Raw genomic sequence first — 17,390 nt, 5'->3', positions numbered from 1 at the left:
CCTGATAGTGTGTTGCCTGGTTAAAGGTGGTGGTGCGGATCGAGTGAAAGCGTTTGAATTGACGGATTTGGATATCGACCAGCAGTTGCTGGCGCTGCCTGGTGCTTCGCTGCTGGTGTTTACCAGTGTCGGCTGTTCCAGTTGCCGTTGGGCGCGCCAGCAGCTACCCGGCTGGAATCTGCCGGTGGCGCGCATCTGCTGGGTCGACGCTGGGCACAATGGCGGCGCGGTTGCGCGCTACGGGATCTTTCATTTGCCGGCTTTATTTGTAGTGTGCGAGGGTCAACTCCACGGCGCACTACAGGTGGGCCTGAACCCGAGTGACCTCAGCGACGCTATAAATGAGGCGCTCCAACAAGAACCAGAGGAGTTGCCATGACGAGTGCAGTTGAACCTGGGCCGCGCATCGGGATTATCGGCACCGGTGCCATCGGTGGTTTTTACGGGTTGATGCTGGCGCGTGCCGGTTTTGACGTGCATTTCCTGTTGCGCAGCGAATATGCGGCGGTGAGCGAACGTGGCTTGCAACTCAATAGTTCGGTGCATGGGGCCTTGAGCCTGCACCCGGTCCAGGCCTATGCCAATGCGGCCGACATGCCGCCTTGCGACTGGCTGCTGGTGGGCACCAAAACCACCGGCAACGTTGAGCTGGCACCGACCATTGCCCAGGTGGCGGCGCCGGATGCCAAAGTCGTGCTGTTGCAAAATGGCCTGGGTGTCGAGGACGGCCTGCGCGAACATTTGCCTGAGTCCCTGCATTTGCTCGGCGGGCTTTGTTATATCTGCGTACACCGTTCCGGGCCGGGGATCGTCGAGCACCAGGCCATGGGCCGGGTCAGTCTTGGCTATCACAGTGGCAATGCCGCACAGGATGCAGACCGCCGCCAGGCGATTGTGGAGGAGGGCGCCGGGCTGTTCCGCCAGGCCGGGATCGACTCCCAGGCCATGCCTGACCTGGACCAGGCACGCTGGCATAAGCTGGTGTGGAATGTGCCATACAACGGCCTGTCGGTGCTGCTCGGTGCCAATACCTCGGAGTTGATGGCTGACCAATCCAGCCGGGAATTGATCCAGGGCCTGATGGCCGAAGTGGTGCAAGGCGCCCATGCATGCGGCCATGAAATCGCACCTGGCTACGCCGCGCAGATGTTCAACATGACCGAGCGTTTGACGGACTATTGGCCCAGCATGTATCACGATCATCTGCACCAGCGCCCCCTGGAACTGGCTGCGATCTACGCCCGTCCGCTGGCTGCCGCCCAGGCCGCCGGCTGTGAAATGCCGCGGATGCAGGCGCTGTATCAAGCCTTGGGCTTTATTGATCGACGCAACGGCTGAGGAACAGACATGGCCAAAGGCATGAGCGACAAACTGGTACTGGCGATTTCCTCGCGGGCACTGTTCGACCTGGGCGAAAGCCACAAGGTTTATCTGGCCCAGGGCGTCGAGGCGTACCGCAAGTACCAGATCGACCACGAGGAAGAAATCCTTGAGCCCGGGGATGCGTTCCCTCTGGTCAAGAAGCTCCTGACCCTCAATGCCAGCCTGGGCCGCGCGCGGGTCGAGGTGGTGCTGGTGTCGCGCAACAGTGCCGATACCGGTTTGCGCGTGTTCAATTCGATCCAGCATTACGGCCTGGATATTTCCCGCGCGGCCTTTGTCGGTGGGCGCAACCCCCACCCTTACCTGGCGGCGTTTGGCTGCCACCTGTTCCTCTCCACCCATGCCGAAGATGTGCGCAGCGCACTGGATGCCGGTTTTGCGGCGGCGACCATTCTGTCTGGCGGCGCCCGCCGGGCTTGCAGTGCCGAATTGCGGATTGCCTTCGATGGCGATGCGGTGCTGTTTTCCGACGAATCCGAGCGCGTCTACCAGAGCGGCGGCCTGGAAGCCTTCCAGGCCAGCGAGCGGCAAGCGGCCCGCGAACCGCTGCGCGGCGGGCCATTCAAAGGGTTCCTGGCCGCCCTCAATCTGTTGCAACGTGAGTTCCCCGATGAGTCCTGCCCGATCCGCACGGCGTTGGTGACGGCGCGTTCGGCCCCGTCCCACGAACGGGTGATCCGTACGTTGCGCGAGTGGGACATCCGCCTGGATGAGTCGCTGTTTCTTGGCGGCCTGGAAAAATCCGCGTTCCTTGAGGCGTTCGCCGCCGACGTGTTTTTTGACGACCAGGCCGGCCATTGCGAGAAAGCCAGGGAGGTTGTGGCCACCGGGCATGTGCCCCATGGTGTGAGCAATGAGCCAAAAGTCCAGGTCCAGAGCTAAGTTCATCGCAGTCGCGGAGGCGCTGCTAAGCTGAAACAATCCCCGCCATCCTGGCAGCCCGGGAGGTTCTATGATTCGGTCGATGTTGTACGCCTCAGACCTGGGTGTGTATGCGCCTTACGTGATGCAGCATGCGCTGGCGATGGCACGTACGTTCAAGGCGGATCTGTATGTGATTCATGTGGTAGAGCCGATCGGGCTGTTCGCAGAGTCGGTGCTTCAAACCTATCTTGATGAACAGGCCTTGAGCGAATGGCAGAGCCAGGGGCTCAATACAGTAATGGCGAACATCGAGCAGCGGGTGCTGGACAGTTTTCGTGAAGAGTTGCAGGACGGCGAGCAGGACTTGCAGGCGATTCGTTCGGTGCGGGTGATCCAGGGGGATCCCGCCCAAGTGATTCTCGACCAGGCGCAGAAACTCTCGGTGGATTTGTTGATCGTAGGGAGTCATAGCCAGGGCGCAGGGATCTCGACGCCACTGGGGCGTACCGCGGCGCGGGTGTTGCAGTTGTCTCAGGTACCGGTCTATCTGGTGCCTTTGCTGCAGCGTCGGCGCAGTGATGATGTGTGATGGGGCGTAAACGATAAAAAGTTCTAGATTTATCAATCCAACCTTTAATATAGTTATATACCGTCGCTGATATCCGTGGCGTCTATCTGCTTTGAGGGACACATATGAAGCTTCAACAATTGCGCTACATCTGGGAAGTGGCGCACCACGACCTCAACGTTTCCGCCACGGCTCAAAGCCTCTACACCTCGCAACCGGGTATCAGTAAACAGATCCGCCTGCTCGAAGACGAATTGGGCGTCGAAGTGTTCGCCCGCAGCGGCAAGCATCTGACCCGCGTCACACCCGCTGGTGAGCGCATCATCACCACGGCCGGTGAGATCCTGCGCAAGGTTGAAAGCATCAAGCAGATTGCCCAGGAATTCTCCAACGAGAAAAAAGGCACCCTGTCGATCGCCACCACCCACACCCAGGCCCGTTACGCGCTGCCGCCGGTGATCAGTTCGTTCATCAAGCAGTACCCGGACGTGGCCTTGCACATGCACCAGGGTTCGCCGATGCAGATCGCGGAAATGGCAGCTGACGGTACTGTCGATTTTGCCATCGCCACCGAAGCCCTGGAGCTGTTCGGCGACCTGGTGATGATGCCGTGCTATCGCTGGAACCGCTGCGTCGTGGTGCCCCAGGGGCACCCATTGGCTAAGCTGCCGAAGCTGACCCTGGAAGCGCTGGCGGAATATCCGATTGTCACCTACGTGTTTGGCTTCACCGGCCGTTCCAAGCTCGACGAAGCCTTCAGTCATCGCGGCCTCACGCCCAAAGTGGTGTTCACCGCGGCTGATGCCGACGTGATCAAGACTTACGTGCGCCTGGGTCTGGGCGTCGGCATCGTGGCCAAGATGGCCGTCGATACCAAGCTCGACAGCGACCTGGTGGTGCTCGATGCCAGTGAACTGTTCGAGTCCAGCGTGACCAAGATCGGCTTCCGTCGTGGCACGTTCCTGCGTGGCTTCATGTGCGATTTCATCGAGAAGTTCGCCCCGCACCTGACCCGTGAAGTCATGGCCAAGGCGATCCAGTGCCACAACAAGCAGGAACTGGAAGAGCTGTTCGACGGCGTTGAACTGCCGGTTCACTGACCGACCTAGCGGGCCTCGGTCACCACGAATTGTTGCCGGGCGCCCGCTACCAGAATCTCTACCTCATCCCCCTCGAACTTGCCCAGCAGGCTTTTGCCCAGCGGCGAGCGAGGGGTGATGACGGTCACCAACTGCCCCACCACATAGACTTTCAGGCCTGCCGCGTCCGGCGCGAGGAACAGCCATTGCTGGCGGCCGTTGTCATCTTCGAGGCCGAGCAGGGTGCCCACTTCGATACCCCGTTGCTCATCGTAGGGTCGCAGGTTCAGGTTCTGGCACAACACCAGTGACTGCCTTATTTCCTCCACGCGCTTGGCTTGCCCGGCGGCGAGGTAAGACGCCTCCAGGCCCAGGGTGTCGTATTTGTTCTCGGCGATGTTTTCTTCGTGGGTCGCGGTCTCGTAGGCGGTTTGCGCGGCGCGTTGCGCCACATCCAGGTCGGCGGCGAGTTTTTCCAGGATCAACTGGAGGACGGCATGTTTATTCATGGGGGCTTGCGGCTCAATCACAGAATTGCAGGACGTTGGCCCGGCTCTTGTCGCTGGGGGCGTTCTGGTCCTGTTGGAGCCAGAACTGGCATTTGGGGTTGGACAGGTTGCGCGGGTTGGCCCGCGCCTGGTCCAGCGTCTGTTGTTGTTCCTGCTTGTGCAGGTTCTGTTGGTATTGCTCAAACATTTGGTTGGGCGGCTCTGGCGTCACGGTCGGCGGCGTGCCCAGTTGTTGCACGGCCTGGGTGACGGCGGCCACGGGTTGTTCAAGCAGGTAGCGCGAGGCCAGCCAGCCTGTCAGCGCGATGGCGACAAAGCCCAGCCACAGGCCCAGGGCCACGGCAATACTGAGTTTGAACAGCGACATCGGGCGATCGGACATGGCGGGTCTCCTGGCGGACGGTTGCGGTGAGCGAGGGATTGTCGCATAGCCAGCGTGCAGAATAATCGCGATCAACCCTTCTGCATGACGGCATTTATGCGGACAATCGAGCCTTTGAATGATGGAGCCCGGAATGAAAGCCCGCTGGGATATTTTTTGCAGCGTCGTCGACAACTACGGCGACATCGGCGTGACCTGGCGCCTGGCCCGGCAATTGGCAGCAGAACACGCCTGCGCTGTGCGCCTATGGGTCGATGACTTGCGGGCGTTCGAGCGCATGTGCCCAGAGGTGGAGGTGCAGTTGGACCAGCAGTGGCAAGAGGGCGTCGACGTACGTCACTGGTCACAGGACTGGGCGCCTACGCCAGCGGCTGATGTGGTGATTGCCGCATTTGCCTGCCAATTGCCCCATGACTATATGGAGGCCATGGCGGGGTGCGAGCACTCGCCACTGTGGATGAACCTCGACTATTTAAGCGCCGAGGAATGGGTCGTTGGTTGCCACGGCCTGCCGTCGGTGAAGTTCAAAGGTGTACAAAAGTATTTCTTCTTCCCGGGATTTCGCCCAGGCACGGGGGGCTTGCTGCGTGAGGCCGGGCTGATCGAGCGGCGCCAGGCCTTTCAGCGTGATTTGCAGGGTCGGCAAAAATTCCTGCAAGGGCTGGGCGTCTTTCCCGCAAAGGGCGCGCGGTTGATGTCGCTGTTTGCCTATGAAAACGCCGGGCTGGCCAGTTGGCTGGACGTGTTGGCGGCTGATGGGCAAGCCACTCATCTGTTGGTGCCGGAAGGGCGCATTCTTGGCGACGTGCAGCGCTGGTTGGGTGTCGAGGCGTTGGCCGCAGGGGATATTCACCTGCGCGGGGCGCTGACGGTACAGGTGCTGGCGTTCGTGCGGCAGGAACAATACGACCGCCTGCTGTGGTGTTGCGACTTCAATGCGGTGCGCGGCGAAGACTCCTTTGTGCGTGCGCAATGGGCTGGGCGCCCGTTGCTATGGCACATCTACCGCCAGGACGAAGATATCCACCTGGACAAGCTCGATGCCTTCCTCGCGCTCTATACCCAGGCCCTGTCGGCACCCGCAAAAGCCGCGCTGATCGCCCTATGGCAAGCCTGGAACACCGACAGCGATATGGCCTCAAGCTGGAAAATCCTGCTGGGGCATTGGCCGGAACTGACCGAGCACGCCGAAAAATGGTGTCTGGAACAGGCCTTGCAGGCTGATCTTGCGACGGCGCTGGTACAGTTTTATGAAAATTGGATATGATACGCGACCTTGATTTTTGTAAATCCCATCCAAATTTCGGATATTCGTAATGAAAACTGGTAAAGAACTGAAACCCGGTACCGTGATCCGTATCGACAACGACCCTTGGTTGGTTCAGAAAGCTGAGTTCACCAAGTCTGGTCGTAACAGCGCAATCATGAAGACCAAGCTGAAGAACCTGCTGACCGGTTACAAGACCGAAACCGTATACAGCGCCGATGACAAGCTGGACGACGTAATCCTCGACCGTAAAGAAGCGACCCTGTCGTTCATCAGCGGCGACACCTACACGTTCATGGACACCACCGACTACACCATGTACGAGCTGAACGCTGAAGACATCGAAGCCGTTCTGCCATTTATCGAAGAAGGCATGACCGACGTCTGCGAAGCGATTTTCTTCGAAGAGCGCCTGGTTTCCGTAGAGCTGCCGACCACCATCGTGCGTAAGGTTGCCTACACCGAAGGTTCCGCTCGCGGCGACACTTCGGGCAAAGTGATGAAGCCGGCCAAGCTGGCTAACGGTACCGAACTGCAAGTGGCTGACTTCATCGAAATCGACGACCTGATCGAGATCGACACCCGTGAAGGTGGTTCGTACAAAGGTCGCGCCAAGAAGTAATTCTGGCGTTACTGATAAAAAACCCGACCAAGAGTCGGGTTTTTTTATGCCTGGTGACCAGTCACACCGTGATATGCAAACGCACATCGACGTTGCCACGGGTGGCATTGGAGTAAGGGCAGACCTGGTGTGCGGCATCCACCAGGCTTCGCGCCTCATCTTGTTCCAGGCCGGGCAGGGACACGTGAAGGTCGATGTCCAGGCCAAAACCACCGGGGATCTGGCCGATGCCCACATGGGCGGTGATCGAGGCGTCATCGGGGATTTTGCGTTTGCTCTGGCTGGCGACGAATTTCAGGGCGCCGATAAAGCAGGCCGAATAGCCAGCGGCGAACAGTTGCTCGGGGTTGGTGGTCTGGCCGCCAGCGCCGCCCAACTCTTTGGGTGTAGAAAGTTTGACGTCGAGGATGTTGTCGCTGGAAACGGCACGACCATCACGGCCGCCAGTGGCGGTGGCTACTGCGGTATACAGAGTTTGCATGGGAGATTCCTCGCGGTTTGGTTTGCGCTAAAAGTTTGCGCGCTAAGTAAGTGGCGAGGTGAATGTATCGCGCAAATGTTTAGTGCGCAATATAAATTTCCAAGCTAATCCCAATCCCTGTAGGAGCCGGCTTGCCGGCTCCTACAGGGGGGGGATGTTCGGTCGAAAACAGTGTGAGGGTCAGACGCTACCCTGCAGGTTCCTGCGCAATTCCAGCAAATCCGCCTGCAGCTTTTGCAGTTGCTCCATCTGCATACCGCTGGCGCCGAGAATGCATTGGGGGATATCCATGGCCTTGTCCCGCAGCGCTTGGCCGGTTGCGGTCAGCTCTACGACGACTACGCGCTCATCGTTGCGGCTACGGGTGCGACTCAACAGGCCCTCGGCTTCCAGGCGTTTGAGCAGTGGTGTCAGTGAGCCGGGATCGGTCAGCAGGCGGCTACTGATTTCGCCTACGGTCAAACCATCTTCTTCCCACAACACCATCATCGCCAAATACTGTGGGTAGGTCAGGCCAATGGCTTGCAGCAGGGGTTTGTAGACCTTGGTCATCAACAACGATGTGGAGTGCAAGGCAAAACACAGTTGGTTGTTGAGGAGCAGGGAATCGCAAGTGTCGGTCATGGCAGTGCCTTAAAACGTATTTGCTCTGGAATCTAGCGGCCAAACCTTTAACGCGCCAGATAATTCTGTGGCAGCGGTCAGCCCCAGCCGCTTTGTAACGCCAGATCCCACGGTGGAACAGGGCTGAAACGGCTCTTGAGGTACTCCAGCAGCAGGCGGCTGCGGGCGTTGGCCTGCTGTTCCAGGCGCAGGGCGTAGATGCCAGCGGTTTCTGCCGTAGGCAGGCCGTTTTCGCAGAACAGCGGTACCAGTTCACCGCGCACCAGATACTCGCTGGCCAGCCAGGTGGGCAGGTGTGCGATGCCCAGCCCGGCCAGGGCGCCGGATAGCAGGGCTTCGGCATTGTTGGCGCTCATGCGGATGCGCTGCGGACGGTAGGTGTTTTTGCGGCCATCGAGTTCAAAGCGCCAGGCGAACATTGGCGCCAAGCCTTCCCAGTCCAGGCCATCGTGCTCGTTGAGCTGGCTGGGATGGGTCGGAGTGCCGCGGTTCTTCAGGTAGGCCGGGCTGGCGCAGGCGATGCGCACGATGCTGGCCAGCGGCGTGGCGATCAGCCGTGTATCGACGATATGCCCCGCGCGCAGCACCAGATCAACCTTGCCCAAGTGCTCGCCCTGCATGTCGACAAAGCTGTCGATCAGGTGCAAGTGCACATCCAGCCCCGGGTAGACCGTCAGAAAGTCTGCGATTGCGGGCGCCAGGTGCCGCCGCCCAAACGCGGCGGGTGCATCCACGCGAATCAGGCCTTCGGGCGCATGGCTCAAGGACACGGCCTCGGCTCGGGCCAGTTGCAGTTCCCGGACAATCCGCCGTGCACGCTCGGCAAACGCCGTGCCTGCTGGCGTGGGGAGCACCGCATGGGTACTGCGCAGGAAGAGCCGGCTACCGACGGCACTTTCCAGGCTGTCGATCCGGCGAGCCACGGCGGAGGGCGTGAGGGGGTGGCGGCGCGCGGCAGCAGAAAAACTGCCTGCCTCCAACACATCGAGGAACAGGCCCAGTTGATCAGTCAAGGTGGTGGGGTTCATGGGGGCTCGCTTGTGCGGATTTGGCATAGCCATTGTGCGTTGCTGTGCGTTTCCATGCCAGAGGGGACTGCGTAGCATGCAGGGCTTGAGACGGTGGGGGTGTAGTTGTGGTGGATATGGCGATGTATGTGGTGCTGGGCGTAGCCTTGGGTACCGTTGGTGGTCTGTTTGGCATCGGCGGCGGGCTGATCGCGATCCCGGTGCTGGGCGTGCTGTTCGGCCTGGATCAGCAAATCGCCCAAGGGACTGCGTTGGTGATGGTCGTGCCCAATGTGATGCTGGCGTTGTGGCGTTATCACCAGCGCAATCGGATCGAGCTGCGTCATGCCTTGCCACTGGGGCTCATGGGCTTTTGTTTTGCCTGGTTGGGGTCGATCTGGGCGGTGGGGATCGATGCGGGGATCATGCGTATTGGCTTTATTGCGTTTCTGGTGGCGCTGTCGGCATACAACCTGTTGCGCATGGTCACCAGCAATGCGCCACCGTCACCGCAGATGCGCTATTCCTGGCCATGGCTCGGGGTGTTGGGGGCGGTGTCCGGCTCCATGGGCGGGTTGTTCGGCGTCGGTGGTGCGGTGGTTGCAACCCCGGTGTTGACCAGTATTTTCGGCACCACCCAAGTGGTCGCCCAAGGCTTGTCCCTGGCGCTGGCTTTGCCCAGTACCAGCGTCACCCTGGTGACCTATGCCTGGCATCAGGAAGTGGATTGGCTGATCGGCGTGCCCCTGGCCGTTGGTGGGTTGCTCAGCATCAGTTGGGGAGTGAAGATCGCCCACGCGTTGCCGGAGCGATTGCTGCGCGGGTTGTTCTGCGGCTTCCTGGTGGTGTGCGCGGTGATGTTGACCTTTAAGGTCTGAAGCCCTCAACAATGTACTGCGCCAGGCATTCGGTGATCGGAGAGGCCATGGCGGGATTGCGCAACAGCCGCAAATTGACCATCGGCAGCGTGCCGAAGCCCTCGTCGCTGCCGAGTATGCGCAGATCGTCGGTGACCAGGCTTTCCATCATCACCATCGCGGCCAGGCCTGCACCGACTACCGCCTGAATCGCTGCGCCATTGGAGCTGTGATAGGCCAGGCGATACGGACGCCCCGCGGCATCCAGCGCCGCGGTGGCCCAGTGCGTGCAATAACTGTCCATGCCGGAAATTGCCAGGGGCAGGACTTCATGTTCGTCCACGCAGAAGCAGTGGGAGGCCACCCAGACCATGCGTTCGGTGCGCAGCAGTTCACCAACTTCGCTCCCCGGTTCGCGACTGATAACGGTCAATGCCAGGTCACGTCGCTGCATCAGCACTGGCGTGCCTTCGCAGTGCATCTCGATCTGGATCAGCGGGTACGCCTTGGAAAAGCGCTGGAGAATGCCGGGCAGGTAGCGCATCACGTAGTCGTCCGGCGTACCGATGCGCACCAGCCCGACCATGTGCGGTTCACGCAAGGTATTGAACACCTCGCTGTGCAGCTTCAGGATGCGCCGCGCATACCCCAGCAGCACCTGGCCTTCGGGCGTGAGCTTGACCTGTCGGCCGTCACGCTCGAACAGCTTGCGTTGCAGCACGTCCTCTTCCAGGCGCTTCATCTGCATGCTTACCGCTGACTGAGTGCGATTGATCTGCTCGCCAGCCCGGGTAAAACCACCCAGGTCGGCAATGGCGACGAAGGTGCGCAGCACTTCGGTATCGATACTGGGGTAGTTGGGCAATTGATCAATCCCTGAGATGTATTTCATAAAAAACATTCGTTGGATTGATGTTAGCGCCAGGCACAGACTTTAGTCATCCCCAGTGGAGGGCGAGATGATGAAAGGTCGAATCGATCATGGGTTACTGGCGAAGCGCCGCTTTGCTGGGCTGTTTCAAAGGGTTTCGCGTTGGTACGCCCTGCAGTGCGAGCGGCAGTTGCTGGCAGAGTTGAGTGATGAATCCCTCAAGGATATCGGCTTGACCCGCAGGGATGTCGAGCATGAGCGCCACCGGCATTCCTGGAACGATCCTTTGGGTAAATGACGGCTTCGCGCTACAGTCTGTGGGCCAAATCAGGAGATGCACATGCCCGCAGATCTGAGTTTCTCCCTTAAGCAGGCGCGTCGCATGGCGTTGGCGGCCCAGGGCTTTTCCGGGCGCCAACCGCCTGTGCAGGTCAAGGCTGTGCAGGTCAATCGCTTGATCGAGCGCCTGGGGGTGTTGCAGATCGACTCGGTCAATGCCGTGGTGCGTTCGCACTATCTGCCGCTGTTTTCCCGCCTGGGCAATTATTCGCCGCTGCTGCTCGAACAGGCCGCCTGGAGTCAGGGGCGGCGGCGCACGTTGTTTGAATATTGGGGGCATGAGGCCTCGCTGCTGCCCATGGCCCTGTATCCGCTGATGCGCTGGCGTATGCAACGTGCGTCCGAGGGGCTGGGGATCTATCAGCAGATGGCGCGTTTTGGACGCGAGCAACAGGCCACCATCCGCCGGGTATTGGCCATCGTCGAGCAGCAAGGCGCGCTGGGGGCTGGCAGCCTGTCGACCCGTCAGGAACGCGCCGGGCCCTGGTGGGACTGGAGTGACGAAAAGCACGCGCTGGAGTGGTTATTCGCCGCCGGCCTGGTGACGGTGGCCGGGCGTCGCGGTTTCGAGCGTTTGTACGACCTTCCGGAGCGCGTCATTGCCCCGGCGATTCTGCAACAGGCGCCCTTGAGTGAGCACAGTGCCCAACGTGGGTTGCTGCTGCATGCCGCGACGGCGTTGGGCGTGGGGACGGAAAAGGACCTGCGTGATTATTTTCGCCTGGAACCGGCAGACAGTCGCGGGCGCCTTGCCGAGCTGGTCGAGGATGGGCAATTGCAGGCCTGCCAGGTCCAGGGTTGGAAACAGCCGGCGTACTGCCTGCCCGAGCCAAGCGTCCCGCGCAAAGTCACGGCCAGCGCCTTGCTGTCGCCCTTTGATTCACTGATCTGGGAGCGTAGCCGTACCGAGCGGCTGTTCGAATTCCGTTATCGGTTGGAGATCTACACCCCGCAGGACAAAAGGGTGTACGGCTATTACGTGCTGCCATTCCTGCACAACGAACGGATTGCGGCGCGCGTGGATTTGCGGGCCGAGCGAGCCAACGGGCGGCTGGCGGTCCATGCGGTGCACGAAGAAGAGCCGGGGTTGGACGAGGCGGGGATGTTGGCGTTGGCGTTGAATTTGCGGCAGATGGCTGATTGGCTGGGGTTGGAACAGGTGCAGATCAACTGTCAGCGGCCCAGTGCGGCCCGGTTGCGGGTGGCGATGCTGGCAATGGAGGCGGGCAGGTAGGGCTGCTGTGGCGAGGCAGATCGCCACAGCAGGCTTCGTGGTCCTAGCGTTTGACCTGCTTCAGCGTCTCGGCAATCAGGAACGCCAGCTCCAGCGACTGATCGGCATTCATCCGCGGGTCGCAGTGGGTGTGGTAGCGGTCCGACAAGCCATCTTCGGTAATCGGTCGCGCACCACCAATGCACTCGGTGACATTTTGCCCGGTCATTTCGATATGAATCCCGCCGGCGTAAGTACCTTCGGCTTCATGGACCTGGAAGAATTCCTTCACTTCGCTGAGGATCTGCGCGAAGTCCCGGGTCTTGTAGCCACTGCTGGCCTTGATGGTGTTGCCATGCATCGGGTCGCTGCTCCACAGCACCTGCTTGCCTTCGCGCTGCACGGCACGGATCAGGTTGGGCAGGTGATCGCCGACCTTGCTGGCGCCCATGCGTGCGATCAGGTTCAGGCGGCCGGGGTCGTTGTCCGGGTTGAGGATGTCGATCAAGCGAATCAGGTCGTCGGGGTTCATGCTCGGGCCGACCTTGACCCCGATCGGGTTGTTCACCCCGCGCAGGAACTCGACGTGTGCGCCATCGAGCTGGCGCGTGCGGTCGCCGATCCACAGCATGTGGGCCGAGCAGTCGTAGTAATCATTGGTCAGGCTGTCGCGGCGCACGAAGGCTTGCTCGTAGTTGAGCAGCAGCGCTTCGTGGGCGGTGAAGAAGCTGGTCTCGCGCAATTGTGGCGAGGTGTCCATGCCGCAGGCGCGCATGAAGGCCAGGGTCTCGTCGATGCGATCCGCCAGTTGGCTGTACTTGTCGGCCAGGGCGGAGTTGGCGATAAAGTCCAGGTTCCACTTGTGCACCTGATGCAGGTCGGCAAAACCGCCCTGGGCGAAGGCCCGCAGCAGGTTCAAGGTGGCGGTGGACTGGTGGTAGGACTGCAACAGGCGGTCGGGGTCCGGGACGCGGCTTTTCTCGTCGAAACCGATGCCATTGACGATATCGCCACGGTAAGCGGGCAGGGTGATGCCGTCGATGGTTTCATCGTTGGCCGAGCGCGGCTTGGCGAACTGGCCAGCCATGCGCCCGACTTTGACCACCGGGCAGCCAGCGGCGAAGGTCATGACAATGGCCATTTGCAGCAACACTTTAAACGTGTCACGGATCTTTGCGGCGGAGAACTCGGCAAAGCTCTCGGCGCAGTCGCCACCTTGCAGCAGGAACGCGCGACCCTGGGTCACCTCGGCAAACTGGCGGCGCAACTCCCGGGCTTCGCCGGCGAAGACCAGTGGCGGGTAACTGGCCAGGCTCTGCTCGACCTGCAGCAAATGTGCGGCGTCGGGGTAGCGGGGTTGTTGCTGGATCGGCAGGGCGCGCCAGCTGTCGGGGCTCCAAGGTTGGCTCATCGTGAACTCGAATGAATGTCGGGAGTGTGCATGTTATCAGCAATTAGTACGTGACCTGCTGGCGCTGCTTGGCCGACAATCGCGCCTTTCCCGCTTGCTACCAGGCGGCTTGAACCCGTGCCCGGGCCCGTTAGGAGATGAAATGACTGAGGAGCGCGTCGAGCGCCTGTTGGCTGAGGTCCATGATGACTTCGGCATGATTCGCGTGCTGGAAGTGGCTGACTACCGCTTTCTCGAGTTTGGCGATGCCATCGAGCAGAGCTGTGTGTTCACCGCCGACCCCAGCTGGCTCGAGTACGACTACACCCGCGCCATGTTGATTGGCGCCTTGTGCCATGAGCAGCCCGAAAGCGCGCTGTTTCTCGGCCTGGGGGCCGGGACGCTGACCCAGGCGTGCCTCAAGTTCCTGCCCCTGGAGGATGTCGAGGCCATTGAGCTGCGTCCGGACGTGCCGCGCCTGGCTATCGAGTATCTAGGGTTGGATGATGACCCGCGGTTGTACATCCGCGTGGGCGATGCGTTGGAGTTGCTGGAGACGGCAGAGCCGGCAGACCTGATTTTCGTCGACCTGTATACCGATGTGGGGCCTGGGGTTGGCCACTTGGCCTGGACCTTCCTGGAAAACTGCCAGAAGAAACTCAACCCCGGCGGTTGGTTGGTGATCAACCAGTGGGCGACCGACGATGGCAAGCCGCTGGGTGCTGCACTGCTGCGCGGGCTTTATCATCGACATTATTGGGAATTGCCGGTGAAGGAGGGCAACGTGATCCTGCTGGTGCCGGCGGATCTGGACCAGACGCTGGACCTGGCGGCGGTTTCTGCGCGGGCCGAGGCGCTGGCGCCGCGCCTGGGGTATTCGTTGCAGGCGTTGATCAAGGCTGTTCGGCCGGCCACGTAGGTGTCTGTACTGGCCCATCGCGGGCAAGTCGAATCGTCGCACCGCCGCTCCCACAGGTGTATGCGGTCAAATGTGGGAGCGGGCTTGCCCGCGATGAGGCCATCACTGACTGCTTACAAACCTTTGAACACCCCCGGCCGCTTCTCCAGCATCGCTCGCACTCCTTCCTTGGCATCCTCGCTGTTAAGCAGTTTTTCGACCAGCACCGGCAACCCGGCCGCCGCCGCAGTCTCGCCTTCATCCCGCGCCTGGCGCGCCGATGTCAAAGTCGCCTGCACGCCCAGCGGCGCCTGGCTGGCGATCCGGTTGGCCAGGGCCAGCGCCCGCGGCAGCAGGTCTTCGCTGGCCATGACCTCCTGCACCAGCCCCAGGCGCAGGGCCTCATGGGCATCGAACTCATCGCCAGTCAGTAGCCAGCGCATGGCATTGCCCCAGCCGGCGATCTGGTGCAGGCGCAAGGTGGCACCACCAAAAGGGAAGATCCCACGCTGGACTTCCATCTGCGCAAAGCGCGTATTGCTGGCGCACAGGTTGATGTCCGCTGCGAGCATCAGCTCGATACCGATGGTCAGGCAATAGCCCTGGGCGGCAACGATCACCGGCTTGCTGACCCGCGGCCCGGCAAATACACCCCACGGATCGCAGCCTCCCAGCGGCGGTTGCCAGCCCTGGGCCATGGTGTGTGCGACGTTGATCAGGTCCAGCCCGGCGGTGAAGTGGTCGCCATGGCCGAACACCACGGCTACGCGGGCTTCTTCATTGCGATCGAATTCGCCGTAGGCCAGGCTCAGTTCGTTGAGCAGGTCGAGGTCAAAGGCGTTGCGCTTGGCGACCCGATCGAGCCCCAGCAGCAGGACATGCCCTTGTAGTTCACGGCTGACGCGGCTGCTGCTGGCTTGATTCATGGGGAGATCCTCGGGCGCGAAAGGCAGTTTCGGACCGAAGGGCCCACTGCAAAAGGTGAAGCGTTTAAGCGCAATGACCAACAGGGCCGGGCCTTTGAAAAATAGACGCTCCTGCAAGGATGCGCAAAGCCTGTGACACAGAGCACTTGAATGGGCTTTTCCGATAAAAAAAGCTCCCTTTTTCAGGGATTTCCGGTATAGTGCGCGCCGGCCTTTAACCGGGCCGCGTTTAGGTAGCGCAATTCCCCGAAGTCAGCTTCGGCTGCACGTCCGCACAGCGGACTCTCCCTTGACGAATCTTTTTCATTCATTCGTTTTCGCAAATCCCCGCCGACAAAGCAGCCAGGGCGACTCTTGAGTCTCAACACGGCATGCGCAGCTTTGGAGCATGGGTCTTTGCGGATGCACTTAGAGGCAGACCCATGACCCAGGAAACCGGCGGCTTCGCCGCTTTTAATCTTAACCCGAACATTCTTGCTGCCGTCATCGCGACCGGCTACGAAGAACCTTCGGCTATTCAGCAGCAATCGATCCCGATCATCATGGCCGGCCAAGACATGATTGGCCAGGCGCAAACCGGTACCGGTAAAACCGCCGCGTTCGCTCTGCCTATCCTGCATTGCATCGATCCTGCCAAGCGCGAGCCGCAAGCCCTGATCCTGGCGCCAACCCGTGAGTTGGCGCTGCAAGTAGCAACCGCTTTCGAAACCTACGCCAAGCAAATGCCGGGCGTTACCGTTGTGGCCGTTTACGGCGGCGCGCCTATGGGCCCACAACTCAAAGCAATCCGTAATGGCGCACAGATCGTTGTCGCCACCCCGGGCCGTCTGTGCGACCACCTGCGTCGCGACGAAAAAGTGCTGTCGACCGTGAACCACCTGGTTCTCGACGAAGCTGACGAAATGTTGAAGCTGGGCTTCATGGATGACCTGGAAGTCATCTTCAAGGCGCTGCCACCGACCCGTCAGACCGTATTGTTCTCGGCCACCCTGCCACAGTCGATCCGTGCCATTGCCGAACGCCACCTGCGCGATCCGCAACACGTGAAGATCCAGACCAAGACTCAGACCGTTACCGCGATCGAACAGGCTCACCTGTTGGTTCACGCTGACCAGAAGACCTCGGCTGTATTGAGCCTGCTGGAAGTCGAAGACTTCGACGCCCTGATCATGTTCGTGCGCACCAAGCAAGCGACCCTGGATTTGGCCAGTGCCCTGGAAGCCAAAGGCTACAAAGCCGCTGCGCTGAACGGTGACATTGCCCAGAACCAACGTGAGCGCGTGATCGACTCCCTCAAGGATGGCCGTCTGGACATCGTTGTAGCGACCGACGTAGCTGCTCGTGGTCTCGACGTTCCGCGTATCACCCACGTGTTCAACGTTGACATGCCTTACGATCCAGAGTCCTACGTTCACCGTATCGGCCGTACTGGCCGTGCCGGGCGCGAAGGTCGTGCACTGCTGCTGGTGACTCCGCGTGAGCGCCGCATGCTGCAAGTGATCGAGCGTGTAACCGGTCAGAAAGTTGCCGAAGTCCGCCTGCCGGATGCCCAGGCCGTTCTCGATGCCCGCATCAAGAAACTGACCAACAGCCTGTCGCCGCTGGTGGCTGACGCTGAATCGACCCACGGCGACCTGCTGGACCGCCTGACTGCCGATATCGGTTGCACCCCGCGTGCCCTGGCTGCAGCCCTGCTGCGCAAGGCTACCAACGGTCAGGCCCTGACCCTGGCGGCGATCGAGAAAGAACGTCCACTGGTGCCGAACAACGCTCCGCGCGGTGATCGTCCAGAACGTACGGGTGACCGTCCGGACCGTGGTGATCGCGAGCGTCGCGCTCCGGTTCCATTGGCTGAAGGCCGTGCCCGCTGCCGTACCGCGCTGGGCGCGCGTGATGGCATCGCCGCCAAGAACCTGCTGGGCGCTATCCTCAACGAGGGTGGCCTGGCACGTGAAGCGATCGGTCGCATCCAGGTGCGTGACAGCTTCTCCCTGGTGGAGCTGCCGGAAGATGGCCTGGAGAAGTTGCTGGCCAAGCTGAAGGACACTCGCGTTGCCGGCAAGCAGCTCAAGCTGCGTCGCTATCGCGAAGATTGATCGGCCTGCAGGCT

Annotated in this window: 20 protein-coding genes; 12 read left to right on the top strand and 8 right to left on the bottom strand. The window is 60.9% G+C overall.

Features of this window, described 5'->3' with window-relative positions:
- The first annotated feature begins 1 nt into the window (after position 1).
- The 5 genes from HKK57_RS00510 (at position 2) to cysB (ending at position 3,915) form a co-directional block, all read left to right on the top strand.
- Positions 2 to 379, top strand: a complete 378-nt coding sequence (locus HKK57_RS00510) for a hypothetical protein (protein ID WP_029297997.1) — start codon at positions 2 to 4, stop codon at positions 377 to 379.
- Entirely contained in the window at positions 376 to 1,338 is a 963-nt protein-coding gene (locus HKK57_RS00505) for a putative 2-dehydropantoate 2-reductase (protein ID WP_070995450.1), read from the top strand. Before HKK57_RS00510 ends, HKK57_RS00505 begins: the two co-directional genes overlap by 4 nt.
- 9 nt (positions 1,339 to 1,347) lie before the next feature.
- On the top strand, positions 1,348 to 2,265 hold the full coding sequence (locus tag HKK57_RS00500; RefSeq protein WP_029298003.1) for a 5'-nucleotidase: 918 nt from the start codon (positions 1,348 to 1,350) through the stop codon (positions 2,263 to 2,265).
- 70 nt (positions 2,266 to 2,335) lie between these two features.
- Entirely contained in the window at positions 2,336 to 2,836 is a 501-nt protein-coding gene (locus tag HKK57_RS00495) for a universal stress protein (RefSeq protein WP_029298005.1), read from the top strand.
- Positions 2,837 to 2,940: 104 nt separating this feature from the next.
- Entirely contained in the window at positions 2,941 to 3,915 is a 975-nt protein-coding gene (gene cysB, locus HKK57_RS00490) for an HTH-type transcriptional regulator CysB (RefSeq protein ID WP_010176165.1), read from the top strand.
- A gap of 5 nt (positions 3,916 to 3,920) precedes the next feature.
- Here the strand turns inward: cysB and HKK57_RS00485 are convergent, their stop codons facing one another.
- On the bottom strand, positions 3,921 to 4,403 hold the full coding sequence (locus HKK57_RS00485) for a GreA/GreB family elongation factor (protein ID WP_029298009.1): 483 nt from the start codon (positions 4,401 to 4,403) through the stop codon (positions 3,921 to 3,923).
- A 13-nt stretch (positions 4,404 to 4,416) separates the two neighbouring features.
- Entirely contained in the window at positions 4,417 to 4,785 is a 369-nt protein-coding gene (locus tag HKK57_RS00480; protein WP_092235220.1) for a hypothetical protein, read from the bottom strand.
- Between the two features lie 133 nt (positions 4,786 to 4,918).
- Here HKK57_RS00480 and earP point away from each other — a divergent pair, with 133 nt between their 5' ends.
- Together earP and HKK57_RS00470 are read left to right on the top strand one after the other, a co-directional pair.
- Entirely contained in the window at positions 4,919 to 6,052 is a 1,134-nt protein-coding gene (earP, locus tag HKK57_RS00475) for an elongation factor P maturation arginine rhamnosyltransferase EarP (protein WP_169389614.1), read from the top strand.
- 49 nt (positions 6,053 to 6,101) lie between these two features.
- Positions 6,102 to 6,674, top strand: a complete 573-nt coding sequence (locus HKK57_RS00470) for an elongation factor P (protein ID WP_029298017.1) — start codon at positions 6,102 to 6,104, stop codon at positions 6,672 to 6,674.
- Positions 6,675 to 6,735: 61 nt separating this feature from the next.
- On the opposite strand, the gene HKK57_RS00465 is transcribed toward HKK57_RS00470, so the two are convergent.
- The 3 genes from HKK57_RS00465 to HKK57_RS00455 all read right to left on the bottom strand — a co-directional run bounded on the left by HKK57_RS00465 (position 6,736) and on the right by HKK57_RS00455 (position 8,807).
- Positions 6,736 to 7,155, bottom strand: coding sequence for an organic hydroperoxide resistance protein (locus tag HKK57_RS00465; RefSeq protein WP_169389613.1), 420 nt, complete (start codon positions 7,153 to 7,155; stop codon positions 6,736 to 6,738).
- A 180-nt stretch (positions 7,156 to 7,335) separates the two neighbouring features.
- Positions 7,336 to 7,779, bottom strand: a complete 444-nt coding sequence (locus HKK57_RS00460) for a MarR family winged helix-turn-helix transcriptional regulator (protein ID WP_104911986.1) — start codon at positions 7,777 to 7,779, stop codon at positions 7,336 to 7,338.
- A gap of 77 nt (positions 7,780 to 7,856) precedes the next feature.
- Positions 7,857 to 8,807, bottom strand: coding sequence for a LysR family transcriptional regulator (locus tag HKK57_RS00455; RefSeq protein WP_029298022.1), 951 nt, complete (start codon positions 8,805 to 8,807; stop codon positions 7,857 to 7,859).
- A 107-nt stretch (positions 8,808 to 8,914) separates the two neighbouring features.
- On the opposite strand from HKK57_RS00455, the gene HKK57_RS00450 reads away from it, so the two are divergent.
- Entirely contained in the window at positions 8,915 to 9,664 is a 750-nt protein-coding gene (locus tag HKK57_RS00450; protein ID WP_029298023.1) for a sulfite exporter TauE/SafE family protein, read from the top strand.
- Here the strand turns inward: HKK57_RS00450 and HKK57_RS00445 are convergent.
- Positions 9,654 to 10,535, bottom strand: coding sequence for a LysR family transcriptional regulator (locus HKK57_RS00445; RefSeq protein WP_169389612.1), 882 nt, complete (start codon positions 10,533 to 10,535; stop codon positions 9,654 to 9,656). The genes HKK57_RS00450 and HKK57_RS00445 overlap by 11 nt on opposite strands.
- 67 nt (positions 10,536 to 10,602) lie before the next feature.
- Here HKK57_RS00445 and HKK57_RS00440 point away from each other — a divergent pair, with 67 nt between their 5' ends.
- Both HKK57_RS00440 and HKK57_RS00435 read left to right on the top strand, forming a co-directional pair.
- Positions 10,603 to 10,812: a DUF1127 domain-containing protein gene (locus tag HKK57_RS00440; protein ID WP_071610041.1), complete on the top strand. Its 210-nt coding sequence runs from the start codon at positions 10,603 to 10,605 to the stop codon at positions 10,810 to 10,812.
- Between the two features lie 42 nt (positions 10,813 to 10,854).
- Positions 10,855 to 12,087: a winged helix-turn-helix domain-containing protein gene (locus HKK57_RS00435; RefSeq protein ID WP_029298029.1), complete on the top strand. Its 1,233-nt coding sequence runs from the start codon at positions 10,855 to 10,857 to the stop codon at positions 12,085 to 12,087.
- 43 nt (positions 12,088 to 12,130) lie between these two features.
- On the opposite strand, the gene HKK57_RS00430 is transcribed toward HKK57_RS00435, so the two are convergent.
- Positions 12,131 to 13,477 (bottom strand): class II 3-deoxy-7-phosphoheptulonate synthase, encoded by a 1,347-nt coding sequence (locus HKK57_RS00430; protein ID WP_029298031.1) that lies wholly within the window; start codon positions 13,475 to 13,477, stop codon positions 12,131 to 12,133.
- Between the two features lie 142 nt (positions 13,478 to 13,619).
- Here HKK57_RS00430 and HKK57_RS00425 point away from each other — a divergent pair, with 142 nt between their 5' ends.
- Complete coding sequence (locus tag HKK57_RS00425) at positions 13,620 to 14,375, top strand: spermidine synthase (protein ID WP_029298032.1); 756 nt, start codon at positions 13,620 to 13,622, stop codon at positions 14,373 to 14,375.
- A gap of 113 nt (positions 14,376 to 14,488) precedes the next feature.
- On the opposite strand, the gene HKK57_RS00420 is transcribed toward HKK57_RS00425, so the two are convergent.
- On the bottom strand, positions 14,489 to 15,280 hold the full coding sequence (locus tag HKK57_RS00420; protein WP_029298036.1) for a crotonase/enoyl-CoA hydratase family protein: 792 nt from the start codon (positions 15,278 to 15,280) through the stop codon (positions 14,489 to 14,491).
- 422 nt (positions 15,281 to 15,702) lie between these two features.
- On the opposite strand from HKK57_RS00420, the gene HKK57_RS00415 reads away from it, so the two are divergent.
- Positions 15,703 to 17,376 carry a DEAD/DEAH box helicase gene (locus tag HKK57_RS00415; RefSeq protein WP_017136163.1) on the top strand — a complete coding sequence of 558 codons (1,674 nt, stop codon included), beginning with the start codon at positions 15,703 to 15,705 and terminating at the stop codon, positions 17,374 to 17,376.
- The last annotated feature ends 14 nt before the right edge of the window (positions 17,377 to 17,390 follow it).

The organism is Pseudomonas sp. ADAK21, assembly GCF_012935735.1.
Lineage (GTDB): Bacteria > Pseudomonadota > Gammaproteobacteria > Pseudomonadales > Pseudomonadaceae > Aquipseudomonas > Aquipseudomonas proteolytica.
Note: the sequence above shows the minus strand (reverse complement) of the source record. Positions and strands in the feature narration are given on the sequence as shown.

Coding starts and splice junctions, on each gene's coding strand:
- HKK57_RS00505 (WP_070995450.1), top strand. CDS start 376: ATGACGAGTGCAGTTGAACCTGGGCCGCGCATCGGGATTATCGGCACC.
- HKK57_RS00415 (WP_017136163.1), top strand. CDS start 15,703: ATGACCCAGGAAACCGGCGGCTTCGCCGCTTTTAATCTTAACCCGAAC.
- HKK57_RS00420 (WP_029298036.1), bottom strand. CDS start 15,280: ATGAATCAAGCCAGCAGCAGCCGCGTCAGCCGTGAACTACAAGGGCAT.
- HKK57_RS00440 (WP_071610041.1), top strand. CDS start 10,603: ATGATGAAAGGTCGAATCGATCATGGGTTACTGGCGAAGCGCCGCTTT.
- earP (WP_169389614.1), top strand. CDS start 4,919: ATGAAAGCCCGCTGGGATATTTTTTGCAGCGTCGTCGACAACTACGGC.
- cysB (WP_010176165.1), top strand. CDS start 2,941: ATGAAGCTTCAACAATTGCGCTACATCTGGGAAGTGGCGCACCACGAC.
- HKK57_RS00435 (WP_029298029.1), top strand. CDS start 10,855: ATGCCCGCAGATCTGAGTTTCTCCCTTAAGCAGGCGCGTCGCATGGCG.
- HKK57_RS00460 (WP_104911986.1), bottom strand. CDS start 7,779: ATGACCGACACTTGCGATTCCCTGCTCCTCAACAACCAACTGTGTTTT.
- HKK57_RS00455 (WP_029298022.1), bottom strand. CDS start 8,807: ATGAACCCCACCACCTTGACTGATCAACTGGGCCTGTTCCTCGATGTG.
- HKK57_RS00495 (WP_029298005.1), top strand. CDS start 2,336: ATGATTCGGTCGATGTTGTACGCCTCAGACCTGGGTGTGTATGCGCCT.
- HKK57_RS00480 (WP_092235220.1), bottom strand. CDS start 4,785: ATGTCCGATCGCCCGATGTCGCTGTTCAAACTCAGTATTGCCGTGGCC.
- HKK57_RS00425 (WP_029298032.1), top strand. CDS start 13,620: ATGACTGAGGAGCGCGTCGAGCGCCTGTTGGCTGAGGTCCATGATGAC.
- HKK57_RS00500 (WP_029298003.1), top strand. CDS start 1,348: ATGGCCAAAGGCATGAGCGACAAACTGGTACTGGCGATTTCCTCGCGG.
- HKK57_RS00465 (WP_169389613.1), bottom strand. CDS start 7,155: ATGCAAACTCTGTATACCGCAGTAGCCACCGCCACTGGCGGCCGTGAT.
- HKK57_RS00445 (WP_169389612.1), bottom strand. CDS start 10,535: ATGAAATACATCTCAGGGATTGATCAATTGCCCAACTACCCCAGTATC.
- HKK57_RS00430 (WP_029298031.1), bottom strand. CDS start 13,477: ATGAGCCAACCTTGGAGCCCCGACAGCTGGCGCGCCCTGCCGATCCAG.
- HKK57_RS00485 (WP_029298009.1), bottom strand. CDS start 4,403: ATGAATAAACATGCCGTCCTCCAGTTGATCCTGGAAAAACTCGCCGCC.
- HKK57_RS00470 (WP_029298017.1), top strand. CDS start 6,102: ATGAAAACTGGTAAAGAACTGAAACCCGGTACCGTGATCCGTATCGAC.